The 22,285-nt window shown below is 71.5% G+C and carries 24 protein-coding genes, 1 tRNA gene and 2 pseudogenes; 15 read left to right on the top strand and 12 right to left on the bottom strand.

Translation table 11 applies throughout. The features are described 5' to 3' along the window. Positions 1 to 20 precede the first annotated feature (20 nt). The 9 genes and pseudogenes from AB0D45_RS18185 to AB0D45_RS18145 all read left to right on the top strand — a co-directional run. A complete protein-coding gene (locus tag AB0D45_RS18185) occupies positions 21 to 680 on the top strand; it encodes a DUF2637 domain-containing protein (protein WP_362459970.1) in 660 nt (219 codons plus the stop codon). 12 nt (positions 681 to 692) lie between these two features. After that, positions 693 to 884, top strand: a complete 192-nt coding sequence (locus AB0D45_RS18180) for a mobile element transfer protein (RefSeq protein WP_352151663.1) — start codon at positions 693 to 695, stop codon at positions 882 to 884. A 19-nt stretch (positions 885 to 903) separates the two neighbouring features. Next, positions 904 to 1,062 (top strand): hypothetical protein, encoded by a 159-nt coding sequence (locus AB0D45_RS18175; RefSeq protein ID WP_107419551.1) that lies wholly within the window; start codon positions 904 to 906, stop codon positions 1,060 to 1,062. A 22-nt stretch (positions 1,063 to 1,084) separates the two neighbouring features. After that, positions 1,085 to 1,399 carry a hypothetical protein gene (locus AB0D45_RS18170; protein ID WP_362459967.1) on the top strand — a complete coding sequence of 105 codons (315 nt, stop codon included), beginning with the start codon at positions 1,085 to 1,087 and terminating at the stop codon, positions 1,397 to 1,399. A gap of 93 nt (positions 1,400 to 1,492) precedes the next feature. After that, positions 1,493 to 2,041, top strand: a complete 549-nt coding sequence (locus AB0D45_RS18165) for a GGDEF domain-containing protein (RefSeq protein ID WP_362459964.1) — start codon at positions 1,493 to 1,495, stop codon at positions 2,039 to 2,041. An 89-nt stretch (positions 2,042 to 2,130) separates the two neighbouring features. Then, positions 2,131 to 2,319 (top strand): hypothetical protein, encoded by a 189-nt coding sequence (locus tag AB0D45_RS18160; RefSeq protein ID WP_362459961.1) that lies wholly within the window; start codon positions 2,131 to 2,133, stop codon positions 2,317 to 2,319. Between the two features lie 5 nt (positions 2,320 to 2,324). Then, positions 2,325 to 2,648, top strand: a complete 324-nt coding sequence (locus AB0D45_RS18155) for a hypothetical protein (RefSeq protein ID WP_362459959.1) — start codon at positions 2,325 to 2,327, stop codon at positions 2,646 to 2,648. Positions 2,649 to 2,695: 47 nt separating this feature from the next. Beyond that, positions 2,696 to 3,097, top strand: a pseudogene (locus AB0D45_RS18150) (replication initiator); the annotation flags it as partial. Continuing rightward, a pseudogene (locus AB0D45_RS18145) lies at positions 3,084 to 4,118 on the top strand (site-specific integrase); the annotation flags it as partial. The pseudogenes AB0D45_RS18150 and AB0D45_RS18145, both read left to right, overlap by 14 nt. A 68-nt stretch (positions 4,119 to 4,186) precedes the next feature. Here AB0D45_RS18145 and AB0D45_RS18140 read toward each other — a convergent pair. Continuing rightward, a tRNA-Val gene (locus tag AB0D45_RS18140) sits at positions 4,187 to 4,261 on the bottom strand. A 106-nt stretch (positions 4,262 to 4,367) separates the two neighbouring features. Here AB0D45_RS18140 and AB0D45_RS18135 point away from each other — a divergent pair. The 3 genes from AB0D45_RS18135 to AB0D45_RS18125 all read left to right on the top strand — a co-directional run bounded on the left by AB0D45_RS18135 (position 4,368) and on the right by AB0D45_RS18125 (position 6,683). Continuing rightward, complete coding sequence (locus AB0D45_RS18135; RefSeq protein WP_362459957.1) at positions 4,368 to 5,612, top strand: hypothetical protein; 1,245 nt, start codon at positions 4,368 to 4,370, stop codon at positions 5,610 to 5,612. A 114-nt stretch (positions 5,613 to 5,726) separates the two neighbouring features. Beyond that, a complete protein-coding gene (locus tag AB0D45_RS18130) occupies positions 5,727 to 6,464 on the top strand; it encodes a DUF4383 domain-containing protein (RefSeq protein ID WP_362459954.1) in 738 nt (245 codons plus the stop codon). Between the two features lie 9 nt (positions 6,465 to 6,473). Continuing rightward, positions 6,474 to 6,683, top strand: coding sequence for a zinc ribbon domain-containing protein (locus tag AB0D45_RS18125; RefSeq protein WP_362459951.1), 210 nt, complete (start codon positions 6,474 to 6,476; stop codon positions 6,681 to 6,683). Between the two features lie 16 nt (positions 6,684 to 6,699). Here the strand turns inward: AB0D45_RS18125 and AB0D45_RS18120 are convergent, their stop codons facing one another. From AB0D45_RS18120 to AB0D45_RS18105, 4 genes are all read right to left on the bottom strand, one after another. After that, complete coding sequence (locus AB0D45_RS18120; RefSeq protein ID WP_361611164.1) at positions 6,700 to 7,359, bottom strand: O-methyltransferase; 660 nt, start codon at positions 7,357 to 7,359, stop codon at positions 6,700 to 6,702. 124 nt (positions 7,360 to 7,483) lie between these two features. Beyond that, positions 7,484 to 8,305, bottom strand: a complete 822-nt coding sequence (locus AB0D45_RS18115) for an HAD family hydrolase (protein WP_362459948.1) — start codon at positions 8,303 to 8,305, stop codon at positions 7,484 to 7,486. Further along, positions 8,302 to 10,845, bottom strand: coding sequence for a phosphoribosyltransferase (locus AB0D45_RS18110; protein ID WP_362459945.1), 2,544 nt, complete (start codon positions 10,843 to 10,845; stop codon positions 8,302 to 8,304). Before AB0D45_RS18110 ends, AB0D45_RS18115 begins: the two co-directional genes overlap by 4 nt. Positions 10,846 to 10,856: 11 nt before the next feature. Then, positions 10,857 to 12,032: an HpcH/HpaI aldolase/citrate lyase family protein gene (locus AB0D45_RS18105; RefSeq protein ID WP_362459942.1), complete on the bottom strand. Its 1,176-nt coding sequence runs from the start codon at positions 12,030 to 12,032 to the stop codon at positions 10,857 to 10,859. A gap of 194 nt (positions 12,033 to 12,226) precedes the next feature. Here AB0D45_RS18105 and AB0D45_RS18100 point away from each other — a divergent pair, with 194 nt between their 5' ends. Further along, entirely contained in the window at positions 12,227 to 13,024 is a 798-nt protein-coding gene (locus tag AB0D45_RS18100; RefSeq protein ID WP_362460037.1) for a TerD family protein, read from the top strand. A gap of 74 nt (positions 13,025 to 13,098) precedes the next feature. On the opposite strand, the gene AB0D45_RS18095 is transcribed toward AB0D45_RS18100, so the two are convergent. The 6 genes from AB0D45_RS18095 to AB0D45_RS18070 all read right to left on the bottom strand — a co-directional run bounded on the left by AB0D45_RS18095 (position 13,099) and on the right by AB0D45_RS18070 (position 17,608). Further along, positions 13,099 to 13,839, bottom strand: coding sequence for a Tellurium resistance (locus tag AB0D45_RS18095; protein WP_361604197.1), 741 nt, complete (start codon positions 13,837 to 13,839; stop codon positions 13,099 to 13,101). 117 nt (positions 13,840 to 13,956) lie between these two features. After that, the gene (locus AB0D45_RS18090; RefSeq protein ID WP_361604194.1) at positions 13,957 to 15,090 is read right to left on the bottom strand and encodes a DUF475 domain-containing protein; all 1,134 of its coding nucleotides are present in this window, start codon (positions 15,088 to 15,090) and stop codon (positions 13,957 to 13,959) included. Positions 15,091 to 15,115: 25 nt separating this feature from the next. After that, positions 15,116 to 15,691: a TerD family protein gene (locus AB0D45_RS18085; protein WP_007263892.1), complete on the bottom strand. Its 576-nt coding sequence runs from the start codon at positions 15,689 to 15,691 to the stop codon at positions 15,116 to 15,118. Between the two features lie 123 nt (positions 15,692 to 15,814). Further along, positions 15,815 to 16,390 (bottom strand): TerD family protein, encoded by a 576-nt coding sequence (locus tag AB0D45_RS18080; RefSeq protein ID WP_030160471.1) that lies wholly within the window; start codon positions 16,388 to 16,390, stop codon positions 15,815 to 15,817. Between the two features lie 159 nt (positions 16,391 to 16,549). Beyond that, entirely contained in the window at positions 16,550 to 17,008 is a 459-nt protein-coding gene (locus AB0D45_RS18075; RefSeq protein ID WP_361604212.1) for a peroxiredoxin, read from the bottom strand. A gap of 174 nt (positions 17,009 to 17,182) precedes the next feature. Next, a complete protein-coding gene (locus AB0D45_RS18070; RefSeq protein WP_361604189.1) occupies positions 17,183 to 17,608 on the bottom strand; it encodes a DUF3052 domain-containing protein in 426 nt (141 codons plus the stop codon). Positions 17,609 to 18,055: 447 nt separating this feature from the next. Here AB0D45_RS18070 and aceE point away from each other — a divergent pair, with 447 nt between their 5' ends. Together aceE and AB0D45_RS18060 are read left to right on the top strand one after the other, a co-directional pair. Beyond that, the gene (gene aceE / locus AB0D45_RS18065) at positions 18,056 to 20,803 is read left to right on the top strand and encodes a pyruvate dehydrogenase (acetyl-transferring), homodimeric type (RefSeq protein ID WP_362459937.1); all 2,748 of its coding nucleotides are present in this window, start codon (positions 18,056 to 18,058) and stop codon (positions 20,801 to 20,803) included. Positions 20,804 to 20,941: 138 nt separating this feature from the next. After that, the gene (locus AB0D45_RS18060) at positions 20,942 to 21,736 is read left to right on the top strand and encodes a potassium channel family protein (protein WP_362459934.1); all 795 of its coding nucleotides are present in this window, start codon (positions 20,942 to 20,944) and stop codon (positions 21,734 to 21,736) included. On the opposite strand, the gene AB0D45_RS18055 is transcribed toward AB0D45_RS18060, so the two are convergent. Further along, on the bottom strand, positions 21,717 to 22,106 hold the full coding sequence (locus AB0D45_RS18055) for a peptidase inhibitor family I36 protein (protein WP_361604179.1): 390 nt from the start codon (positions 22,104 to 22,106) through the stop codon (positions 21,717 to 21,719). The genes AB0D45_RS18060 and AB0D45_RS18055 overlap by 20 nt on opposite strands. Positions 22,107 to 22,285 lie beyond the last annotated feature (179 nt).

The raw sequence follows: 22,285 nt of genomic DNA, 5'->3' as shown, positions 1-22,285 counted from the left end.
CCCGAAAGGAGGTGAACACCATGCCCCGCCTGGTCCGCCCGGACGCCGTCCTCGTTCAGGCCGTCATCGCCGGAGCACTCTCCTTCGCCCACCTTCACGACCTCGCCGAAGCCGCAGGCCAGCACGGTTGGAAGGCCTGGGCCTACCCGGTCAGCGTGGACCTGCTCCTCGTCGCCGCCTGGCACCGCCTACGCACTTTGCGGGACGCGGGAGAGCCCTCGCGCTCCGCCTGGTCCTGGTTCGCCGTCGCCCTCGCCGCCTCCCTCGGCGCGAACGTCGCGACCGCCGGCCTTCTCGACCTCGGCCACGTCCCCGCCTGGCTCCGGATCCTGGTCGCCGGATGGCCTGCCCTCGCCTTCCTCGGCGGAACGCTCCTGATCCACCGGCCCACGGCAGCCAGCGCCCCGGATCCGGAGTCCGAGCCCGTCGCGGCGCCGCTCCCGGTGGTCGAGCGAGACACAGGGCCCGTCGTGGAGCCCGAACCCGTCCCCGCACTGCCCGCCCCGGCGTCGACTGCTGCGCCGACGGTCACTGCACCGCCCGCCCTCGTCGCCCATGCCCAGAAGATCGCCGCCGACCACCACGCCCGTACCGGCTCGGACATCGACACCGAGACCCTCGGCGCCCGCCTCGGCGTCCCGGCCCCGCTGGCCGAGGCCGTTGCCGCCGAGCTCGCCTGACAGGAGACCGCCATGCCCGCCCGGATCAACTTCCGCTCGCTCATGAAGATCGGCCCCGTCCAGATCGGCACCTACCGCGACCGCCACGGCCGGACCAAGGACGCCGCCGTCTGCACCACCGACGGCTGCGGCTGGTCCTCCGACTACAGCTCCTCGACCGCCGCCCAGCTCGCCGCCCGCACCCACCGCTGCCGCGTCAGCTAACCCCGGAAGGCCAACCGTCATGGACGTCCCGCTCTGGCTCGCCCTGATCGTCATCGGCGCCCTCGGAATCAAGCTCATCCGCCCGCCCTGGTGGCTCGTCGCCGTGATCCTCCTCGGCGGCTTCCTCCTCGCGGACAGCTTCCTCGCCCCGGCCATCGACACCGCCATCAACAAGTAACCCGCCCGGAAGGAGAACGCCCGTGTTCAAGCCCCAGTACCCCCGCCCGGACACCTACACCCCGGCGATCGTCCGCCCGACGTCGACACCCGTCGAGCACCCCGCCCCGGCCCCCGCTCCCGCCAAGGCCCCGAACGCCCTCGGCGGCCTGGTTCAGAACTCGCCCGGCACAGCGCTCGCCCTCGCCGCCGGCGGAGTTGCCGGGGTCCTCGCCCTGGCGTCCGTCGCCGTCTCGCTGCTCTTGGCCGTCGCGGTCACCGCGGTCGCCCTGTCCATCAGCGGCGTCGTCCTGCTCTTCCTCGTCCGGGCCCTGCGCCAGGAGTTCAAGAACCACTGACCGCCCGGCCTCCGAGAGGCGTCACAAGCCACCAAGCGTCGCCGCCGCCCGGAGCCCTTACTCAACCGACTTCCGACCGCACGAAGGAGCATCGTGGAACCCCAATCGCTCGCCTTATGCCTGCCGCTGGTCGGCTGGGCCGCGCACTCCGCCCTGTTGACCCACCGCCTCGCCACCGCCCGCCGCGACCCGCTGACCGGACTGCGGACCCGCGCCGGGTGGACCGTACGGGCCGAGCGCTTCATCCGCCGGCACCGGGACTGTGTCGTCGTCCTCCTCGACCTGGACTACTTCAAGACCCTCAACGACACCCACGGCCACGCCGCCGGAGACGCCGCCCTCACCGCGACCGCCGTCCGCCTCACCGCCTGGTGCGACCGCTGGGGCTTCGCCGGCCGCCTCGGCGGAGACGAGTTCGTCGCCGTCCACCGCCACCCGGACCTGGATGCTCTGACCGCTGCCCTCAACGCCCCCGTGTTCCACGACGGCCGCTCGATGCCGGTCTCCGTCTCCGTCGGCTCCTGCCTCCTGACGGATCTGCCCGTACGCAGCCTCCCGGCGGCCCTAGCCGACGCCGACGCCGCGATGCACGCGGCCAAGGGCACCCCCGGCCGCCGCAGCTCCCGCAGCACCTCTCACTGACCGGCCTCCGGGCGGCGCACAAGCCACCAAGCATCGCCGCCGCCCGGACGGACCGGCCCCTGCCGACCGCAATCGAAAGGACGACCATCATGTCCCAGCCCACCCCCACACCGCCCCGGATGTGCCCGAACTGCGACGGCTTCCCCGCCGTGGTCATCACCCTCGGCGGTCGCGACCGCACCGGCACCCTGCGCACCATCACCGCCCACTGCCCCTCCTGCCACGGCACCGGCAAGCGGTTCGCCCGCCGCATCAGCGTGACCTCGGCCGGACGGTGACCGCCATGGCGACCGACACCGACATGAACAACCCGCTGACCGCGCAGAGCGCCGTGTTCACGGCCCTCGCCCAGCTGGCCGAACTCCACCCGAACCTGCCCGGCGCCTACATCACCACCAGCCAGATCACACCCGCCGAGGTCTCCATCCTTCTCGACAGCCTGGCCGACCTGGAAGCCTGGCGTCTGGCCACGCACACCGACGCTGACGACGTGCAGCTCGCCGACCTCAAGGGCGACTGCCAACTCCGCTTCACCGCGCCGCTCGGCCGGATCACTCTGAAGGTCTTCACGGTCTTCGCCCCGGTCTCCGTGGCGGTGACCGCGTGACCTACTCCGCGACGAACGCGGACCTGGATCCCGGCCTCCTCGGCGACATGCTGAAGGTGGCCGGGGCCCCCGGTTACGCCCGCTGGGAGGACCAGATCCGCCGCACCGGCGGCTGCTCCGACCCCATCCACATCACCGGCTGGACCGTCGCCAAGGACAAGACCAGCGGCGAGATCCTGCACCGCTACTCCACCGAGAACGAACCCGGCGCCCGCCTCCGCATCGCCTGCGGCAACCGCCGCGCCTCCCGCTGCCCCGCCTGCGCCTGGACCTACTCCGGCGACACGTACCACCTGATCCGTGCCGGGCTCGCCGGAGACGACCGCCGCGAGATCCCCGCCACCGTCCGCGAACACCCCCGCGTCTTCGCCACCCTCACCGCCCCGTCCTTCGGCCCGGTCCACAACCGCCCCGCCGGCCGTCCCTGCCGCTGCGGCCTACGGCAAGACCTGGGCCGAATGCGACGTGAAGCGCCGGGAGCTGCTCGCCAAGGTGGACCAGGGCGTCCCCGTCCCCACCCGGTCGGCCAAGCTCTCCGAGTGGCTGCCGTACTGGCTCGACAACATCGTGAAGCCGCACCGCAAGCGCACCACCTTCGCCAAGTACGAGATCCACGTGCGGCTCTACCTCGTCCCGATGCTCGGCTCGAAGCGCCTGGAGTCGATGAGCGTGGCCGATGTCCGTCGGGCGCTGGGGCAGTTGCAGAGGAAGACCAGCGCGGCAACGGCCAAGGAGTCGCACCGGGTTCTGCGGACCGCCCTCACCGCTGCCTGCCGGGAAGAGCTGGTGAGCCGGAACGTGGCCACGCTCGTGGAGCCGCCCAAAGTCGACTCGCGGGAGATGGACCCCTGGACGCTCCAGGAAACGCTGGACTTCCTGGCGGCCGCCCGGACCGACCCGCTGTACCCGGCCTTCGTCATCGCCATCGCCCTCGGCTTCCGGCGCGGCGAGATCGTCGGGCTGCGATGGGAGAACGTCGATCTCGACAAGCGTGAGATCCGGGTGCGGACCCAGCGGCAACGCGTTGGCGGAGAGGCGTACGAGGACGACCCCAAGGGACGTCGGCGCCGGCAGACGCTGCCCCTGCCCGGGATCTGTGTCGCTCCCCTGCGCTGGCAGCGGATGAGGCAGGCTGCCCAGCGAGAGAAGGCGGGCGACGCCTGGCAGGAGACCGGGTACGTCTTCACCACCCGGACCGGGCGGCCGATAGAGCCGCGGAACGTCTACCGGTCCTTCACCCGCGTGGCGAAGGACGCCGGGCTCCGAGTGATTCGGCTCCATGACGCACGGCACGGGACCGCCACGCTGCTGACCGCCGCCGGCGTGCCGCCCCGGGTCGTGATGGAGATCCTCGGGCACTCGCAGATCGCCGTCACGATGAACGTGTACACCCACGTCGTCCAGGACACCCAGCGCGAGGCCATCGGGCACATGGACCGGCTGCTCAGGCGGCGGCACGACCGTCCCTGATCGTCGGCGTTGATGTCAGATTTAGATGCAGAAGGCCCCCAACCATGATCGGTTGGGGGCCTTCGTGCTGGTGGGCGTGGACGGTTTCGAACCGCCGACATCTGCTTTGTAAGAGCAGCGCTCTACCCCTGAGCTACACACCCGTGGACGAGTGGACAGCCTACATGCAGGGCCGACCCCCCACGCAATCCCGTTCTCGTGGGGGAGAATGGAGCGGGGCATGGGCGGACGCGGCACGGGAGAGGGATTGTGACGACGGCATCCCGGCGGTGGTTCGGCGGGCGGGACGAGAGTCGGCGGGCGGATGCGCAGGCGGCGAAGGATGCCGCGGCGGCCGCGTTCTACGAGCTGGACACCGCGCAGCGGGACCTGCGGATCTCGATCGAGACCATCGCGGCGGCCGACGGGTCGCCCGCGGGGCGGCAGGCCACCGAGGGGTTCGCGGCGCTCGGGCGGCGCATCGACGAAGTCAGCCACGCGTACATCGAGGCCGTCGACGCGCACGACCTGGACCGGGTCGATCTGGAGGGCTCCGTCGCCGCGCAGGCGCGGGAGCAGCTGACGCGGGCGCGTGACGAGCTGGTGCGGGTCAAGGGGGAGCTCGAGCGGTTCGCCCAGGGGCTGCAGCCGCTGCTGGACAAGGCGGAGACGCAGCTGGCGCGGGTCGCGCCGGCCCGGGAGCGGGCGAAGGCGGCGCTGCTGGCGGCGAGTGACGCGCTGGACGCGGTACGGGCGCAGGGGATGCGGGCCGACGACCTGGCTGCGCGGCTTGCGGCACTGGGTCCCGAGCTGACGAAGCTGAACCAGGGCGCGGCCCAGCACGGCGTCCAGGAGACGGTGCAGCGTGCCGACCGGATCCTGCGGGACGCGGAGGCCATACGGGCCGAGGCGGCGCGGCTGCCCGAGCGGGCCGCGGAGATCGACCGGCGGCTGGTGAGCCTGCGGACCCGGGCGCAGGCGCTGCGCAACCGGGCGGACCGGGTGGATCCGGTGCTCAGCGAGCTGAGGCGCCGGTTCAGTGCGGCCTGCTGGCAGGACCTCCAGCACGTTCCCGAGCAGGCGCTGCGGGACGTCGCGCGGGCGGAGGACCGGCTCGGGGAGGCCGGCCGGGCGCGGGAGGAGCAGCGCTGGGCCGACGTATCGGCACTGGTCGAGGCGGTACGGACCGCGCTGGACGCCACCGACGAGGCGGTGTCGGCCGCGCAGGACCGGCTCACGCGGCTGGAGGCGGTCGCACGGGATCCCAAGGCGGAATCGGAGCGGACCCGCTTCGCGATCCGGGATGCGCAGCGGCTGGCGATGGCCGGCCGGAGCGTGCCGGATCCGCGGCACGCGCGGCCGCTGGACGAGGCGGTGGCGCGGATGGAGCGGGCCCTGGCCGGCTTGGAGGAACGCCATCCGGACTACTGGCACTTCCTCCAGGAGATGGGGGAGGTCCGGGCGGCGGTGGGCCGGGTCGTGGCGGACATCCGGGACCAGCGCGCAGCCGGGTAGCGGCGGAGTGCCCGGTGTCCGGGGCCGGGGCGTCGTCGGGGGCGGGGTGGAGTTGTCCGGGGGTGGGGGGCGGCGGATGCTGGAGGGGCCCGCTACGGAGTAGAGGAGGGCGCCATGGCCGTCCACGTTTTCCACCGGACACGGACACGGACCCGCGCGCGCCGCTCGCCCCCCGCACCCCCGGCCCCCCACACGTCCTACGAGCCGCACGCGGCGTTCGGGTGCACCGAGCCCCATGAGCACTACGCGCCCTACGTGCCCCACGAGCCGTACGGTCCTCCCCCCGAGCCGCAGGGCCCCCGGCTGGTGCAGCGCGTCCTGCATCCCGTCAACGCCCGGCTGGACGAGCACCTGCCCGCCGACCACAAGCTCAGCAAGGTCTACCGGGTCGGCGCCGGTCTGACCGGCCTGCTGCTGATCGCCTTCGGGATCCTCGGGCTGATCGACCGGATCGGGTTCTTCGACACCGGGGGCGACACGGTGCTGGCCCTGAACACCAACGGCGCGCTGAGCGTCCTGTCGATCTGCATCGGCGGGCTGCTGTTCGCCGGGATGGTGATCGGCGGGACGTTCGCCTCCACCCTGAACATCGTGCTGGGGCTGGCGTTCATCGCGAGCGGGTTCGTCAACCTCGCCCTGCTGGACTCCGGCCTGAACTTCCTGGCGTTCCGGATCCAGAACGTGCTGTTCAGCTTCGTCGTCGGCGTGATGCTGATGTGGTTCGGGATGTACGGGCGGGTCGGCAGCGCCCTGCCGCACGACAATCCGTACTGGCGCGCCCGCCACCCCGAGCAGGCGGCGCGCGAGACGCGGATCCGCGAGGGATTCCGGTACAGCGGCCCCACTGCGTAGCCTGGGCGCATGCCTCGTTACGAATACCGCTGCCGGACCTGCGACGACACCTTCGAGGTGAGCCGTCCGATGGCCGAGTCGTCCGCCCCCGCCGACTGCCCCGCGGGGCACGCGGACACCGTCAAGCTGCTCTCCGCCGTCGCCGTCGGCGGCACCAGTGCCGCCCCCGCCCCCGCCGGCGGGGGCGGGGGCTGCTGTGGCGGGGGCGGTTGCGGCTGAGGTTCCCGGCGGGGCCTCAGCGCTTGCGCGAGAGGGTCAGGCCGTCCGAGATCGCCAGCAGGACGGAGTCCATCCGGGTGTCCGCCATGGCGTGCTCGTTGAACGCGCGGACGCTCGCGCCCCGGCCGGTGGGCGACTCGTCGAGCACCGTCCCGTGGAACAGGGTGTTGTCGGTGACGACGAGCGCACCGGGGCGCATCCGCGGGACGAGCTCCTCCCAGTAGAGGATCTGGTTCTCCTTGTCCGCGTCGACGTACGCCATGTCGATGTGCGGGTCCGCCGGCATGGCGCGCAGGGTCTCCAGGGCGGGGGCGAGGCGCAGGTCGATCCGGTCCGCGACGCCCGCCGCCGCCCAGGCCTCGCGGGCGTACGCCGTCCACTCCTGCGACACGTCACAGGTGATCAGGCGGCCGTCGGCCGGGAGGGCCTGGGCCATGGACAGGGCCGAGAAGCCGGTGAAGGTGCCCACCTCCACGACGTGCCGCGCGCCGGTCAGCCGGACGAGGAAGGCCAGCAGCGGTCCCTGTTCCTCCGCGGACTGCATGCCGGCCGAGTCGGGGAACTTCTCCCAGGTGGTGCGCACCAGCCCCCGCTGGACCTCGTCCAGCGGGGGGTTGTGCGCCAGGACGTACTGGTAGAGCTCGTCGGTGATCTTGGTGCTGTTGCCCTTGGTCATGCCGTCAGTGTGCCAACGGCCCGGCGTCATGCCGTCGACGTGCCCACAGCGCGCCGTGATGCCGTCAGTGTGCCGACGGCACGGCGTCATGCCGTCCGCACGGCATCGTGCCCTCAGCCCGGCGTCATGCCCTCAGTGTGCCGACCGCCCGGCCGAATTCCCGGACGATCTCCTCCCCCGCCAGCACTCCGGCCACGCCCAGGGCCGTCACCGTGGGGGCCGTCCAGCCCGCGTCCGCCAGCTCCCCGTGCCCCGGCCGCCAGCCGCGGTCGGCCGCCAGCAGCAGGTCGGCGTCCAGCAGCGAGTCACCCGCCGCGAGGGTGGTGGCCGCCCCCGTCCGGCGGGCGACCTCGTACATCGCGGCGCTCTTCGTCAGCGGGCGCGGGACGGCGTAGATCTTGCGGCCCTGGAGGGAGACCGTCCAGCCGCGGGCCTCGGCCCACTCCGCCAGGGCCTTGAGCCACTCGTCGGGGACCAGCTCCCGCTCGACGACCAGGTACGCGAAGAGGTCCTCCGCCACGCGCGCCTTGCGCAGCCACGCCGGGTCGGACACGGCGAGCAGGTGCTGGTGCACCTGTTCCAGCGGGGCGCACTCCGCCGTGAGGCGTCCGGCCACCGCGCGCCGCCAGTCCCGGTCCGGCACCCCGTCCACCAGCAGCTGGCCGCCGTTGGCGCAGATCGCGTACCGGGCCGGGGGCCCGGGGAAGCGGATGCGCTGGTACTGCTTGCGGGTGCGGGTGGTGGTCGGGACGAAGACCGCGGCCGGGTCGGCGGCCAGCGCCGTCAGCAGCGCCGCCGCCGTCTCCGTCATGTAGGACAGCGGCCGGCCCTCGTGGACCTCGACGCACAGCAGCCGGGGGGCCTCCGGGTCGGGCATGGTCAGGCCGAGGGCGGCCGCCGAGTAGATCAGCGTACGGTCGAGGTCGCTCGCTACGAGGACGGTCACTGGGAGGACACAGCCTTTCCGTCGGCGCCCGTGGCGCCGCGCGTGAAGCGCGGGTGGATGAGTCCCACGCACGTGTAGGGCAGATCGTCGACCTCCTCGACCGGCACCCCGCGCTGCTCGGCGAGCAGGCGTACGTGGTCGAGGTCGGGGCCGGCCCCGCGCTGGGCCAGGATCTTCCACGGCACGCGGCGCAGCAGCACCCGCGTGGTCTCACCGACGCCCGGCTTTACGAGGTTCACGTCGTGGATGCCGTACTCCTCGCTGATCCGCTCCACCGCCGCCCAGCCCACCCAGGTCGGGGTGCGGTCGGCGGCGAGCAGCTCCTTGACCTCGGCGGCGACGGCGTCGGCGACTTCGTCGAAGCGGGCGGCCACCGTGTCGACGAAGGCGGCGGAGACGTCGGCCGCGGCCAGCTCCCGGTAGAACTTCGCTCCGTGGAAGTCGTCCGGGCCGACCAGGTCGGCCCTGAGCACCGTACGCGAGACCAGTCCGGAAACGGTGGAATTCAGGCACGCGGAGGGGATCAGGAAGTCCTCGCGGGTCCCGTACGTCTTCACGCAGGAGCCGGGGTCGGCGAGGACGACGATCTCCGGGTCGAAGCCCTCGAAGCCGGTCAGGGCCTCCCGCAGCTCGCGGGTGATGGCGCCCTTGCCGGTCCAGCCGTCGACGAACACGACGTCGGCCGGGTCGTGGTGGGCGGCGAGCCAGCGCAGGGCGTTGGCGTCGATGCCGCGGCCGCGCACGATGGAGACGGCGTAGTGCGGCAGGTCCAGGCCGTGCCGGGCGCGGGCCCAGCGGCGCATCAGCACGCCGACGGGCGTGCCGGCGCGGGCCAGGGACACCAGCACGGGACGCGGGGAGCGCTCCGCGAGCACGGTCTCGGTGACGGTGCCGACGGCCCGGGCGATGCGGGCCGCCGAGGCGCTCAGCGCGCTGCGGTAGAGCTCCTGGTACTGCGGCGAGGGCTGGTACTCGACGGGCAGGGACTCGGCGTAGTGCGCGCCGCCCGCCTGGATGGCCTCCTCCCGCTCCTCGGTCGGGGCCTCCAGCCGTACGCCGGACAGGTCCTGGAGGAGCCAGCCGACGTCCTCGGGGGCGTACGAGGAGAAGGCCGGCCCCCGCAGCGGTTCGGGCAGCTGCGGCTCGGTCACGGTCGGCTCCTGGCGGTCGGGGGCGTAGGACGGGACGACGGCCAGCACGACCCGGCCGGTGTGCGGCGCCAGCCGGGCGAGCAGCCCGGCGTGCAGTTCGGGCGTGTCCCCGGCGGAGTCGACGACGGCGACGACGGTGTCGAAGCCGGCGCCGGCGACGTTGTAGGCGTAGCGGTCGCCGGGCCCGTCGGCGGGGGCGTCGTGGGCGGGGAAGACGAGCCGGGTGCGGATGGCGTAGCCCGGGTCGTCCACGGCGAGCACCGGGGAGCGGGTGGTGCTGGAGAACCGCACCTCGCAGGCGGCCCCGGATGCCTCCAGGGCCCGCGCGAGGCGCAGCGGCGCGTACATCAGCTCCTCGTTGCCGAGTACGAGGACCCGCCCGGGTCGCTCGCCGAGCGCGGCGGTGAGCCGGCCGGCCATGGCGGGCAGGGCGGCCTCCAGCGCCTCGCGGTGCGCGGGGGTGAAGCCGTGGCGGCCGCCGTCGGGCAGCCCGGCGGGCCAGCCGAGCCGCACCCGGGTGACGGGGCGGGGGCCGGGGGGTACGGCCGCGGCGCCGGGATCCGCCGCCCGGGCCGGAACGCCGTCCGGCGCGGTGCCCTCACCGGCACCCGCGGGATCCGCGGCGCCGGCCTCCGGCTGCCGCGCGTACGCGGCTTCGTACTCCTCCACCAGTGCCCGCCCGCGGGCCAGGACCCCATCCGGGAGGGTGACCGTACCGGAGGCCAGGGCGATCAGGTCCACGCGCGCGCCCAGCTCGGCGGCGAAGGCGGTGAGCCGGTCGCGGTCGGCGGCCGAGCGCATGTCCACCAGGGCGACGACCACGTAGTGCCCGCGCGGGTGGCGGGCGTGCAGGTCGCGGATGGTGTTGAGGACCGTGTTGCCGGTGGAGAACTCGTCGTCCACGAGGACCAGCGGCCCGTCGCCCGCCAGCAGCTCGGGGTCCTCGGGCAGCAGGAGGTGCGAGGTGGCGTGCGAGTGGGCCTCCTCGAACCCGCCGGCGGGCCGCACGCCCGCCACCGGGCGGCGCGTGGAGTGCAGGTAGGGGGCCGGTCCGAGGCCGTCGGCGACGCAGTGTCCGAGGCCGGTGGCGGTTTCGGCGTAGCCGAGGACCACCGCGGAGGCGGCGGTGTCCCCGAGCAGCTCGCGCACACGTAGGCCGAGCCCGTGTCCGGCCGCGTACACGGCTTCGGGCGACTGCGGGACGTGCTTGCCCAGCAGCTGGGAGACCAGCAGGTGGGCCCGCTTCGGATTGCGCCGCAGGGCCAGCCCGAGCAGCTCCTCCAGCCGCGGCGCGCCCTCATCGGCGCCTTGGCCCAGCTCCACGCCCAGCCGCTCGGCGACCCAGGTTCCCGACCACACCGTGTCGATCGTCTTGCCCTTCCTCGTCATGGCCGGCCGGCTCACACCTGGAGCCCGGCCGTCAGGAGGTCGACGAAGCCGACCTCCTCCCTCGCCACACCGAAGACCTCGGCGCGCAGCATGGTGCGCTCGGCCCAGGCCCGGTGGGGCTTCACCTCGTTCATCTTGTTCGTATAAGCGGAGCGCAGCACGCCGCCGCCGCCGCGCTCGGGGCGCAGGATGTCCTGGGCGTCGCTGAATTCCTCGTGGGAGACCACCGACAGCGCGTGCACCGGCGTGACGTGGGCGGGGTGGATGCAGGTCTTGCCCAGGAGCCCGTTCGCGCGGTCGAGCTCGATCTCGCGCAGCAGCCCGTCCAGGTCGTGTTCGATCAGCGCGGTGCGCAGCTCCTCCACGCCCTCCTCCAGGAAGGGGCTGCGGCGCAGCTGCGGTTTGAAGAGGCGCTGCTGGCTGCGGAAGTACTCCCAGACGGGGCCGGTGACGGTGAAGCCGGTGCCGTCGGCACGGCTGAGGACGTTGACCACGTCGGCGATGACCCCGGCCACGATCTGGACGTCGTACGCGGTCATGTCGGGGGTGCGGCGCAGTCCGTACAGGGAGCAGAAGTCGGTGACGCCGAGGCGCAGGGCGAGGACCCGTTCGCGGTAGCGGTTGACGGTGCGCGAGATGCCGGCGAGGGCGGGGACGCGGGTCTCCAGGTGGAGGAGGTCGGGGGTCTCCAGGACCGGCATGGCATACAGCCGGGGCAGTCCGGCGGCGGCCTCGGCGTGGGCGACGGCGTCCAGGAAGGCCGTTCCGCGGCTCTCGGTGAACTTCGGAAGTACGAATCCGGCCAGGTTGCGCACCGAGCCGCCGAGCCGGCGGACGAGGTCGGGGATCTGCTCGGGGGTGCGGACGCGGATGAAGAGGAGCGGGAGCCCGTCCGGGTCCTCCCCCTCGGCGTGGAGCGCCGCGAACTGCCGGACGAGGTTCTCCTCGCCGTCCACGACATCGGCGTCGCTGATGGAATCCTCCAGGCAGAGGACCATGGAGACGACTCCCCGGCCGGCCTGCTTGCGGATGTCGTCCGCCAGCCTGGGCCGGGTGGCCGGGCTGTAGAGGGTCGCTCCGAGCGCGGCGGCCAGGATGCGGGCCGGGGAGGCCAGGGTGAACTCGGCCGGCTCCTGGTGGAAGAGGTCCTTGCGGACAGTGGGCGATATGTGCCCGAAGTGACGCATGTGCTTCCCCCGTACTGCCTCGGCGGCCCAACTGGCGTGGCCGGTAATAGTACGTACGAACGTGAGTCAAGAGTTCCTCAAGCACATGAAGTTCAGGTAACCCTCTTGCACCATGCCCAGGTCTTGCCCCCGGTACAAGGCCCTTCGGGGGGCCGCATTGTCCCGGTCGGGCCCGGGAGGGCAGGATGACGGGCATGACGCACGCGATGCAGAAGGGCTCCAACATCCCGGTGACCGCCACGGCGGTCCGGGCGGTGCTGCGCTGGACCACCGGGCCCGAGGTGCCGGACGTGGACGCCTCGGCACTGCTCGTGGGCGCGGACGGGCGCGTGCGCTCGGACGAGGACTTCGTGTTCTACAACCAGCCCCGCCACCCCTCGGGGTCCGTCTGGCGGCTGGGAAAGAAGCAGCTGGGCGAGGCCGTCACCGACGCGGTCCAGGCGGACCTGCGGGCCGTGCCGGCCGCCGTGGACCGGGTGCTGGTGGTGGCCTCCGCCGAAGACGTGCCCTTCGAGCAGGTGCGGGACCTGCGGATCCAGCTGTACGACGCCGGTCCGGGCGGCGCCCCCGAGCCGGTGGCCCACTTCGACGTCCGGCCCGAGACGGGCGCCGAGACGGCCCTGATCTGCGGTGAGCTGTACCGCCGGGGCGAGGGCTGGAAGTTCCGCGCGCTGGGCGAGGGCTACTCCGACGGCCTGGTGGGGCTGGCCACCGACCACGGGATCTCCGTCGACGAGAACGCCGCCGAGGCCGCGGCCGGGTCCGGGTCGGAGGCGGCCCCCGGAGCCGCGCGCACCCCGGCGGCCGGGCAGGGCGCCGAGCAGACCGCCGCCATGCGCCCGCCGGCGCCCGCCCCCGCCACCCAGGCCCCGCCGGCCGTACCGCCCGCGTACGGCTACCCGCAGTCGGTGTCGCCGGCCCCGGTTCCGGCTCCGGGCGGCGACCCGGCGTTCCGGCTGCCGGTGCAGGGCCCGCAGTTCATCCACCGCTGACCGGGGCCGGGGGGCCGCGCCGCTGACCGGCGCCGAGGCCCGCGCCGGGGCCGGGCACCGCGCCGGCGCCCGGTTCAGGCCTTGGTGCTCTTGTAGCCCCGGCCCCACTGGAGCCCCCAGCCGTACAGCCGGTCCAGCTCGGCCTGGAACCCGTACACGAACTTCACCTCGCGGCGAACGATCAGCTCGCCCCTGACGGTCTCCAGGGAGAGGACGGCGCAGGAGCGGGCCTGCGGGTGCCGTTCGTCCAGCGGGATCTCGATCCGGGGTCCGGCGGTCGGGTAGAGGGTGACCAGCGCATGCGTCCGGTCGAAGGCCGGCGTCTGGTCGTAGATGTAGACGAAGACCAGCAGCCGCTTGATCTCCTCGGCATGGTCCAGGTTGACGTAGAGGGTCTCCCCCGAGCCCGAGCCGAACCGGTCGTCGCCGCTGAGCTTCACGTACGGCGGGTCGTTGAGGTCGCCCAGCAGGTTGCCCAGGGGCTGGACGGCTCCCCGGGTGCCGTCGGTCAGCTCGTAGAGGCAGCCCATGTCCAGGTCGACGTTGACCATGCCCTGGGTGTGGGCCTGCACGATGTCGGGCTTGAAGAGCTTGAACGGGTGCCGGAAGAGCTGGCCGCTCTGGCCGGAGCGGCCGCCGAAGTCGGAGGTGCGCATCCGCCAGGAGAGGTTCACGCGCAGGTTGCCGTGGACCGCCTGCTGTTTGGTGAGCGACACCGTCGGATGCCGTTTCGTCAGCTCGATGGCGTTCGACGAGGCGTTGCCCGAGTCGAAGCCCATGGCGCGAGCGCCCCTGATCCCGTCGAAGAACCCCATGTCCCAACCCCCCAGGTCGGTGCGTGCAGCGGAGAATGCGGCGGGGCGGCCGCGCGGTCCAGTGGATCCGCGCGGCCGCCCCGTCGTTACTGGAAGCGTTCCGCAATCAGGGCCGGGTCACACCCCGGCTCCGACCTCGGCGGGGCTCTCGCCGCCCTCGGCCGCGATCCGCTTGTTGCGGCGCACGGAGGACCAGAACGACCAGGCGATGAGCACGACGCCGACGAGGCCGGTGATGACCTCGTTGATCTCGTACTGGATGGTGACGAGCAGGATCACGGCGAGGGCGCCGATCGCGTAGTGCGCGCCGTGCTCCAGGTAGACGTAGTCGTCGAGGGTGCCCTGGCGGACCAGGTAGACCGTGAGCGACCGGACGTACATGGCACCGATGCCGAGGCCCAGGGCCATGAGCACGATGTCGTTGGTGATGGCGAAGGCGCCGATGACGCCGTCGAAGGAGAAGGACGCGTCGAGGACCTCGAGGTAGAGGAACATGAAGAACGCGGCCTTGCCGGCCATGGCGACGGCCGAGACCGGCTTGCCGCTCTTCTTGGCCGCTTCCTCGGCCTCGTGCTCGGCTTCCTCCTCTTCCTCGAGCTTGTTCTCGAAGTAGCCGGAGAGACCACCGACGATCATGTAGGTGATCAGGCCGAGGATGCCGGAGATCAGGACGGTCTGCGCCTTGTCCACGTGGGTGCCGCCGTGCTGGTGGGCGTGGGCGGCGAAGGTCATCGAGGTGATGACCAGGACGATCAGCGCGATGCACGCGGACAGCATGTCGATCTTGCCGAGCTTGGCGAGCGGGCGCTCGAGCCAGGCGAGCCACTTGATGTCGCGGTCCTCGAAGATGAAGTCGAGGAAGATCATCAGCAGGAACATGCCGCCGAAGGCGGCGATGGACGGGTGGGCGTCCGTGACCAGCTGCTTGTACATGTCCTTGTTGGTCATCGCCAGATCGACGGCCTCGATGGGCCCGATCTTGGCGCTGATCGCCACGATGACGACAGGGAAGACCAGGCGCATGCCGAAGACGGCGATGAGGACGCCGACGGTGAGGAAGATCTTCTGCCAGAAGGCATTCATCTTCTTCAGGATTCCGGCGTTGACCACCGCGTTGTCGAAGGAAAGCGAGATCTCGAGGATCGACAGGATCGCCACGATCCCAAAAGCGGTCCACCCCCCGTAGAACACCGCTGCGACCAGACCGAGCGCAGTGACTGCGAACGACCAGCCGAAGGTTTTGAGAACCACTGGCACCCCATCGTCTTGTACGGCTTTACGAAACGTTGACCCCGAAGTCTAGAGCGATGCCCCGCAGCCCGGACGCGTACCCCTGTCCTACCGCCCGGAACTTCCATTCGCCGCCGTACCGGTAGACCTCGCCGAAGATCATCGCGGTTTCGCTGGAGGCGTCCTCGGTGAGGTCGTAGCGGGCCAGTTCCTGGTCGTCGGCCATGTTCACCACGCGGATGAAGGCGTTGCTCACCTGGCCGAAGCTCTGCCGGCGGGAATCCGCCTCATGGATCGAGACCGGGAAGACGATCTTGTCGACCTGGGCGGGGACCTTCGTCAGGTCGATGATGATCGACTCGTCGTCGCCTTCACCCTCACCGGTGAGGTTGTCCCCGGTGTGTTCGACGGAGCCCTCGGGGCTCTTGAGGTTGTTGTAGAAGACGAAATACTCGTCTCCCAGCACCCGGCCGCTGTTGCACAGCAGTGCGCTGGCGTCGAGGTCGAAGTCGGCCCCCGTGGTGGAACGCGCGTCCCATCCGAGACCGACCAGAACCCGGGTGAGGTTCGGTGCGGCCTTGGACAGGGAGACGTTGCCCCCCTTGGCGAGTGTGACGCCCATGATGTGTCCTCCCCGACGACGTGGTGGTGGTGGCCGAGCCACCCGCTCATGGTGGCAAAGCCGGTCCGGCGCCGTACACAGGGGTGCACGGCGCCGGACGGACGAACTGCTCTCGGTGTCGGCTCAGACGTTGACGCCGAAGTCCTGCGCGATGCCGCGCAGACCGGAGGCGTAGCCCTGGCCGATGGCGCGGAACTTCCACTCGGCGCCGTTGCGGTACAGCTCGCCGAAGACCATGGCGGTCTCGGTCGAGGCGTCCTCGGAGAGGTCGTAGCGGGCGAGCTCGCTGTTGTCGGCCTGGTTCACGACGCGGATGTAGGCGTTGCGGACCTGGCCGAAGCTCTGCTGGCGGCTCTCGGCCTCGTAGATCGAGACGGGGAAGACGATCTTGGCGACATCGGCGGGGACGCCGGCGAGGTTGACCTTGATGGCCTCGTCGTCGCCCTCGCCCTCACCGGTGGTGTTGTCGCCCGTGTGCTCCACCGAGCCGTCCGGGCTCTTCAGGTTGTTGAAGAACACGAAGTTCGAGTCGTTGGCGACCTTGCCCTGGTCGTTGGTCAGGATCGCGCTGGCGTCGAGGTCGAAGTCGACTCCGGTGGTGGTGCGAGCGTCCCAGCCAAGACCGACGATGACCGCCGTCAGGTTGGGCGCGGCCTTGGTCAGCGAGACGTTGCCGCCCTTGCTGAGGCTGACTCCCACGGGTCCTCCATTGGTATGTGTGTGGGGCGGGGCCCCGTCGTGCGTTCTACCGGATCAACGTGCCGATCCTAGTGACGGGTTCCCGCCCGCAGGCGGTTTTCGTGCGGAACCCGCCGCCGGGGCCGGCGGCGGGTTCCGCACGGCCCGGCGCGGGTGTCGTCACAGGCTGTCGAGGGCCTTGATGTACTCGTTCAGGTCACGCGCGTCGGGCAGCCCGTTGACGACGGTCCAGCGCACGACGCCGTCCTTGTCGATGATGAAGGTGCCGCGGACCGCGCAGCCCTTGTCCTCGTCGAAGACGCCGTAGGCGCGGGAGGTCTCGCCGTGCGGCCAGAAGTCGGACAGCAGCGGGTACTCCAGGCCCTCCTGCTCCGCGAAGACCCGCAGGGTCGGGACCGAGTCGTTGGAGACGGCGAGCAGCTGCACGTCGTCGTTCTGGAAGCGCGGCAGCTGGTCGCGCAGCTCGCACAGCTCGCCCGTGCAGACGCCGGTGAAGGCGAAGGGGTAGAAGAGCAGCACCACGGCCTTCTCGCCCCGGAAGTCGGAGAGCCGCACGGTGGCGCCGTGGTTGTCCTTGAGCTCGAAGTCCGGGGCCTTGTGTCCGACCTCGATCGCCATCTCTCGCATCCCTTCGTTTCCTGCGTCCCCGCACGGGGCCGTTCGGGTGAGTCCCACCCTAGGGGGTGTCCTCGCGGAGCGGGCCGGAGCGGTGCGCCGAACGCACACACCCCGCCGGCCGGGGGCTGACCCGGTCGGCGGGGTGTGCTCTTCCGCTTGGCTGCGGGGCGCGGCTCAGCGCTTGGCCTTGGCGGCCTTCGGCGTCACCAGCTTGGTGGAGGTCCACTCCTTGCCGACGGGCCCGCCCTTGGCAAGCGAGAGGCCCGCCGTCTCGGCGGCCTCGCTGATGTCGCTGGCCTCGACGTAACCGTCACGGCCCGTCTTGGGGGTCAGCAGCAGGATCAGTGCGCCGTCCTCGACCAGCTCGGTCGCGTCGACCAGGGCGTCCGTCAGGTCGCCGTCCTCGTCGCGGAACCACAACAGCACCGCGTCGGCGACGTCGTCGTAGTCCTCGTCGGCGAGCTCGCTGACGAGACTCTCGACGGCGTCACGGAAATCCTGATCGACGTCGTCGTCGTAGCCGATCTCCTGGACCACCTGTTCGGACTGGAAACCCAGCCGGGCGGCCAGGCTCTCCGCGTGGTCCGCGGTCGCGCTCACGGGGTGCCTCCTGCTCATGTTCGGTGAATGTCTTTCGGCGGCGCGCGTACGCGCAGCATTGGGCGTAGTCCACACGGGCGCGGCGGATCGCGCAAGTACCCGGCCGCCGAGACCGTCGAAACGGTGACGATTGCGGCCGTCTCGCCGCATCTTTGAGGCTTCCCCGGCGCACCTCCGGTGATTCATCCCACACCATTCCAGCGCATTCGGCATCGCAAGAGGACTTTCCCACCTGTTTGAGGGACGAACGTGCTTACGAACCCGCTGATCGACTTGGGCGTAGGGTTGCGGTTCTGCCCGGCCCCCCGGGCGGCAGCGGCACGACTTGCCGGCGCTCCTTCGCCGCTCCAGGTGTTACCCATTGGTAGAGGTGAAGATTCCGGCCGGGCGTAAGACCATGGGAGGCGGCGACCCAAGGCACGACTCCCCCGACAGCGAAGGAACAGCGTGGCTTCCGCATCCGATCGCAACCCGATCATCATTGGCGGCCTTCCGAGCCAGGTCCCGGACTTCGATCCGGAGGAGACGCAGGAATGGCTCGACTCCCTGGACGCCGCCGTCGACGAGCGGGGCCGTGAGCGCGCCCGCTACCTGATGCTGCGGCTGATCGAGCGGGCCCGCGAGAAGCGCGTGGCCGTGCCGGAGATGCGCAGCACGGACTACGTCAACACCATCGCCACCAAGGACGAGCCGTTCTTCCCCGGCAACGAGGAGATCGAGCGCAAGGTCCTCAACGCCACCCGCTGGAACGCCGCCGTGATGGTCTCGCGCGCCCAGCGCCCCGGGATCGGCGTCGGCGGCCACATCGCCACGTTCGCCTCCTCCGCCTCCCTCTACGACGTGGGCTTCAACCACTTCTTCCGGGGCAAGGACGAGGGCGACGGCGGCGACCAGATCTTCTTCCAGGGCCACGCCTCCCCGGGCATCTACGCCCGCGCCTACCTCCTGGACCGGCTCTCCGAGCAGCAGCTCGACGCGTTCCGGCAGGAGAAGTCGAAGGCGCCCTACGGTCTGTCCAGCTACCCGCACCCGCGGCTGATGCCGGACTTCTGGGAGTTCCCGACGGTCTCGATGGGCCTCGGCCCGCTCGGCGCCATCTACCAGGCCCGGATGAACCGGTACATGGAGGCGCGCGGCATCGCGGACACCTCCAGGTCCCACGTCTGGGCGTACCTCGGTGACGGCGAGATGGACGAGCCGGAGTCGCTCGGCCAGCTGTCCATCGCCGCACGCGAGGGTCTGGACAACCTGACCTTCGTCGTCAACTGCAACCTCCAGCGCCTCGACGGTCCCGTCCGCGGCAACGGCAAGATCATCCAGGAGCTGGAGTCGATCTTCCGGGGCGCCGGCTGGAACGTCATCAAGCTGATCTGGGACCGCTCCTGGGACCCGCTGCTGGCCCAGGACCGCGACGGCATCCTGGTCAACAAGATGAACTCCACCCCGGACGGGCAGTTCCAGACGTACGCCACCGAGTCCGGCGCGTACATCCGCGAGCACTTCTTCGGCGGCGACCAGCGGCTGCGCGCCATGGTCGAGAACATGACCGACTACCAGATCCAGCACCTGGGCCGCGGCGGCCACGACCACAAGAAGGTCTACGCGGCGTACGCGGCGGCCAAGGCCCACAAGGGTCAGCCGACGGTGATCCTGGCGCAGACGGTCAAGGGCTGGACGCTCGGACCGAACTTCGAGGGCCGCAACGCCACGCACCAGATGAAGAAGCTGACGGTCGACGACCTCAAGCGCTTCCGCGACCGCCTGCACATCCCGATCACGGACGCGCAGCTGGAGAGCGGCGCACCGCCGTACTACCACCCGGGCCGCAACTCGCCCGAGATCCAGTACATGCACGACCAGCGCAGCGCCCACGGCGGCTACGTGCCGACGCGCGTGGTGCGCGCGAAGCCGCTGGAGCTGCCGGACGAGAAGGCCTACGCGGCGGCGAAGAAGGGTTCGGGGCAGCAGTCGATCGCCACCACGATGGCCTTCGTCCGCATCCTGAAGGACCTGATGCGGGACAAGGAGATCGGCAAGCGCTTCGTGCTGATCGCGCCCGACGAGTACCGCACCTTCGGCATGGACGCCTTCTTCCCGAGCGCCAAGATCTACAACCCGCTCGGCCAGCAGTACGAGGCGGTCGACCGCGACCTGCTGCTCGCCTACAAGGAGTCCCCGACCGGCCAGATGCTGCACGACGGCATCTCCGAGGCGGGCTGCACGGCCTCGCTGATCGCCGCGGGTTCGGCGTACGCGACGCACGGCGAGCCGCTGATCCCGGTCTACGTCTTCTACTCGATGTTCGGTTTCCAGCGCACCGGTGACCAGTTCTGGCAGATGGCCGACCAGCTGGCGCGCGGTTTCGTGCTGGGCGCGACCGCCGGCCGGACCACCCTGACGGGTGAAGGTCTCCAGCACGCCGACGGTCACTCCCAGCTGCTGGCGTCGACCAACCCGGCCTGCGTCGCGTACGACCCGGCCTACGGCTACGAGATCGCCCACATCGTCAAGGACGGTCTGCGGCGGATGTACGGGCCGACCGCGGAGAACGAGCCGGGCGAGGACGTCTTCTACTACCTGACCGTCTACAACGAGCCGATCCAGCACCCGGCCGAGCCGGCGGACGTCGACGTGGACGGCATCCTCAAGGGCATCCACCGGGTGTCGCAGGGCACCTCGGGCGCCGTCGGGGCGCAGATCCTCGCTTCGGGCGTGGCCGTGCCGTGGGCGCTGGAGGCCCAGCGGATCCTGGCGGACGAGTGGAACGTGCGGGCGGACGTCTGGTCGGCGACCTCCTGGAACGAGCTGCGCCGCGACGCCGTCGCGGTGGAGGAGCACAACCTGCTCCATCCGGAGGAGGAGCAGCGCGTCCCGTACGTGACGCAGAAGCTGTCGGGTGCGGAGGGGCCGTTCGTGGCGGTCTCGGACTGGATGCGCGCGGTGCCGGACCAGATCTCGCGCTGGGTGCCCGGTACGTACACCTCCCTGGGCGCGGACGGCTTCGGCTTCGCCGACACGCGGGGCGCGGCGCGGCGCTTCTTCCACATCGACGCCCAGTCGGTGGTGCTGGCGACGCTGACCGAGCTGGCCCGGGAGGGGAAGGTCGACCGCTCGGTGCTCAAGCAGGCGGTCGACCGCTACCAGCTGCTGGACGTGGCGGCCGCGGACCCGGGTCCGGCGGGCGGCGACGCCTGACGCCTGCGGCGGGCCGGCCGGTACCGGCCCGCGATGGCCCCCGTCCGGATGCCGGGCGGGGGCCCGCGCGTACCCCGGCCGGGTGCCCCCGGCTCCGCCGGGGCGCCTTCGCTTTACCCGTTCCTTACGATGCTGCGCATGAAGGAAACCTCCCGCCAGCTGCTGTGGGAGCGGCGGAGCCAGACCCCGCTGCTCGTCCTCGCCGTCGCCTTCGCCGTCGCGTACGCGGTGCCGATCGTCGCCCCGGAAGCGGAGGCGTCCGTGCACCGCGCGTGCACGTACGCGGAGTGGGTGGTGTGGGGCGCCTTCGCCGTCGACTACCTCGTACGGCTGGGCCTCACGCGGGACCGCGGGCACTTCGTGCGCACGCACTGGCTGGACCTGGCCGCGGTGGTGCTGCCGCTGGTACAGCCGCTGCGGCTGCTGCGGCTGGTGGCGACGTTGCTGCTGGTGGGGCGGCGGGCCCGGATGGCTCCGCAGGTCCGGCTGACCACCTATGTGGCCGGTGCCGTGGTGGGGCTGCTGATGTTCGGCTCGCTGGCGGTGCTGAGCGTGGAGCGGGACGCCCCCGAGGGCAACATCAGGAACCTCGGCGACGCGGTGTGGTGGTCCTTCACGACGATGACCACGGTCGGGTACGGGGACCACTCCCCCACCACCGGTCTGGGCCGGGTGCTGGCGGTCGGGCTGATGCTGTCGGGGATCGCCCTGCTCGGTGTGGTGACCGCCAACATCGCCGCCTGGTTCATCGCCCGCTTCGAACGGGACGACCAGGTGGAGCGGCTCCAGCTGGAGGCCATCCGGGAACTCCAGGCGGAGGTACGGGCGCTGCGTGCGGAGGTGTCCCTGCTGGGCGGCGGCGGCCAGGGCGCGATGCCCGCGCAGACCGCCGCCGCCGGCGAGCAGGCGGGGGCTACCGCTCCCAGATCTTGAACGCCTTGATCTGGTAGGCGGACTGGGGCAGCCAGATGCCGTCGCCCGGGTAGGTCTGGAACTCCCCGGTCTCCGCGCACACGTCCGACTGGTACGTGGTCACCGGGCGCCCGGTCCGGTTGACGAGCGACTGGTAGGCGGCCCCGGCGGGCCCCGGGGGGAGCGCGGTGCAGCTGTTGATGTCGAGGGTGCTCAGGTCGTAGGTCTGCTTGGTGCCCTTGAAGTCCGGTTTCAGCCACAGGCACAGCTGCCCGGTGGCGCAGGGCGGGCCGGCGGCGTGGGCGTCGGCGGCCGTGCCCGGGATCAGGGTGGCGGCGGCCAGCAGGGCGGCGGCGACGGTGATGACGCGTGCGGTGCTCCACGTACGCATGACGGGGTCAGCTCCTCCTTGACGGACGGGCCCCGGACCGTTTCCGGCGCTCCGTCGACACCACGCTGACCTGCGTCGACGGCCGGGCGGAAGGGGCTCGGGACGGGTCCATCCTGATAGGCGACAGCCCCGCCGGAACCGTCCGGCGGGGCTGTGGCGGGCGCGGGGTTGACGGGCCC

Origin of the sequence: Streptomyces sp. NPDC048352 (assembly GCF_040651895.1) — a bacterium.
Taxonomy (GTDB): domain Bacteria; phylum Actinomycetota; class Actinomycetes; order Streptomycetales; family Streptomycetaceae; genus Streptomyces.
This window is presented reverse-complemented; position numbering and strand designations above follow the sequence as displayed.

Bases quoted from the DNA above. Each gene is read 5' to 3' on its own strand.
- AB0D45_RS18185 (WP_362459970.1), top strand. From the start codon at position 21: ATGCCCCGCCTGGTCCGCCCGGACGCCGTCCTCGTTCAGGCCGTCATC.
- AB0D45_RS18180 (WP_352151663.1), top strand. From the start codon at position 693: ATGCCCGCCCGGATCAACTTCCGCTCGCTCATGAAGATCGGCCCCGTC.
- AB0D45_RS18175 (WP_107419551.1), top strand. From the start codon at position 904: ATGGACGTCCCGCTCTGGCTCGCCCTGATCGTCATCGGCGCCCTCGGA.
- AB0D45_RS18160 (WP_362459961.1), top strand. From the start codon at position 2,131: ATGTCCCAGCCCACCCCCACACCGCCCCGGATGTGCCCGAACTGCGAC.
- AB0D45_RS18155 (WP_362459959.1), top strand. From the start codon at position 2,325: ATGGCGACCGACACCGACATGAACAACCCGCTGACCGCGCAGAGCGCC.
- AB0D45_RS18130 (WP_362459954.1), top strand. From the start codon at position 5,727: ATGGCCGTCCACGTTTTCCACCGGACACGGACACGGACCCGCGCGCGC.
- AB0D45_RS18125 (WP_362459951.1), top strand. From the start codon at position 6,474: ATGCCTCGTTACGAATACCGCTGCCGGACCTGCGACGACACCTTCGAG.
- AB0D45_RS18120 (WP_361611164.1), bottom strand. From the start codon at position 7,359: ATGACCAAGGGCAACAGCACCAAGATCACCGACGAGCTCTACCAGTAC.
- AB0D45_RS18110 (WP_362459945.1), bottom strand. From the start codon at position 10,845: ATGACGAGGAAGGGCAAGACGATCGACACGGTGTGGTCGGGAACCTGG.
- AB0D45_RS18105 (WP_362459942.1), bottom strand. From the start codon at position 12,032: ATGCGTCACTTCGGGCACATATCGCCCACTGTCCGCAAGGACCTCTTC.
- AB0D45_RS18100 (WP_362460037.1), top strand. From the start codon at position 12,227: ATGACGCACGCGATGCAGAAGGGCTCCAACATCCCGGTGACCGCCACG.
- AB0D45_RS18095 (WP_361604197.1), bottom strand. From the start codon at position 13,839: ATGGGGTTCTTCGACGGGATCAGGGGCGCTCGCGCCATGGGCTTCGAC.
- AB0D45_RS18085 (WP_007263892.1), bottom strand. From the start codon at position 15,691: ATGGGCGTCACACTCGCCAAGGGGGGCAACGTCTCCCTGTCCAAGGCC.
- AB0D45_RS18075 (WP_361604212.1), bottom strand. From the start codon at position 17,008: ATGGCGATCGAGGTCGGACACAAGGCCCCGGACTTCGAGCTCAAGGAC.
- AB0D45_RS18060 (WP_362459934.1), top strand. From the start codon at position 20,942: ATGAAGGAAACCTCCCGCCAGCTGCTGTGGGAGCGGCGGAGCCAGACC.
- AB0D45_RS18055 (WP_361604179.1), bottom strand. From the start codon at position 22,106: ATGCGTACGTGGAGCACCGCACGCGTCATCACCGTCGCCGCCGCCCTG.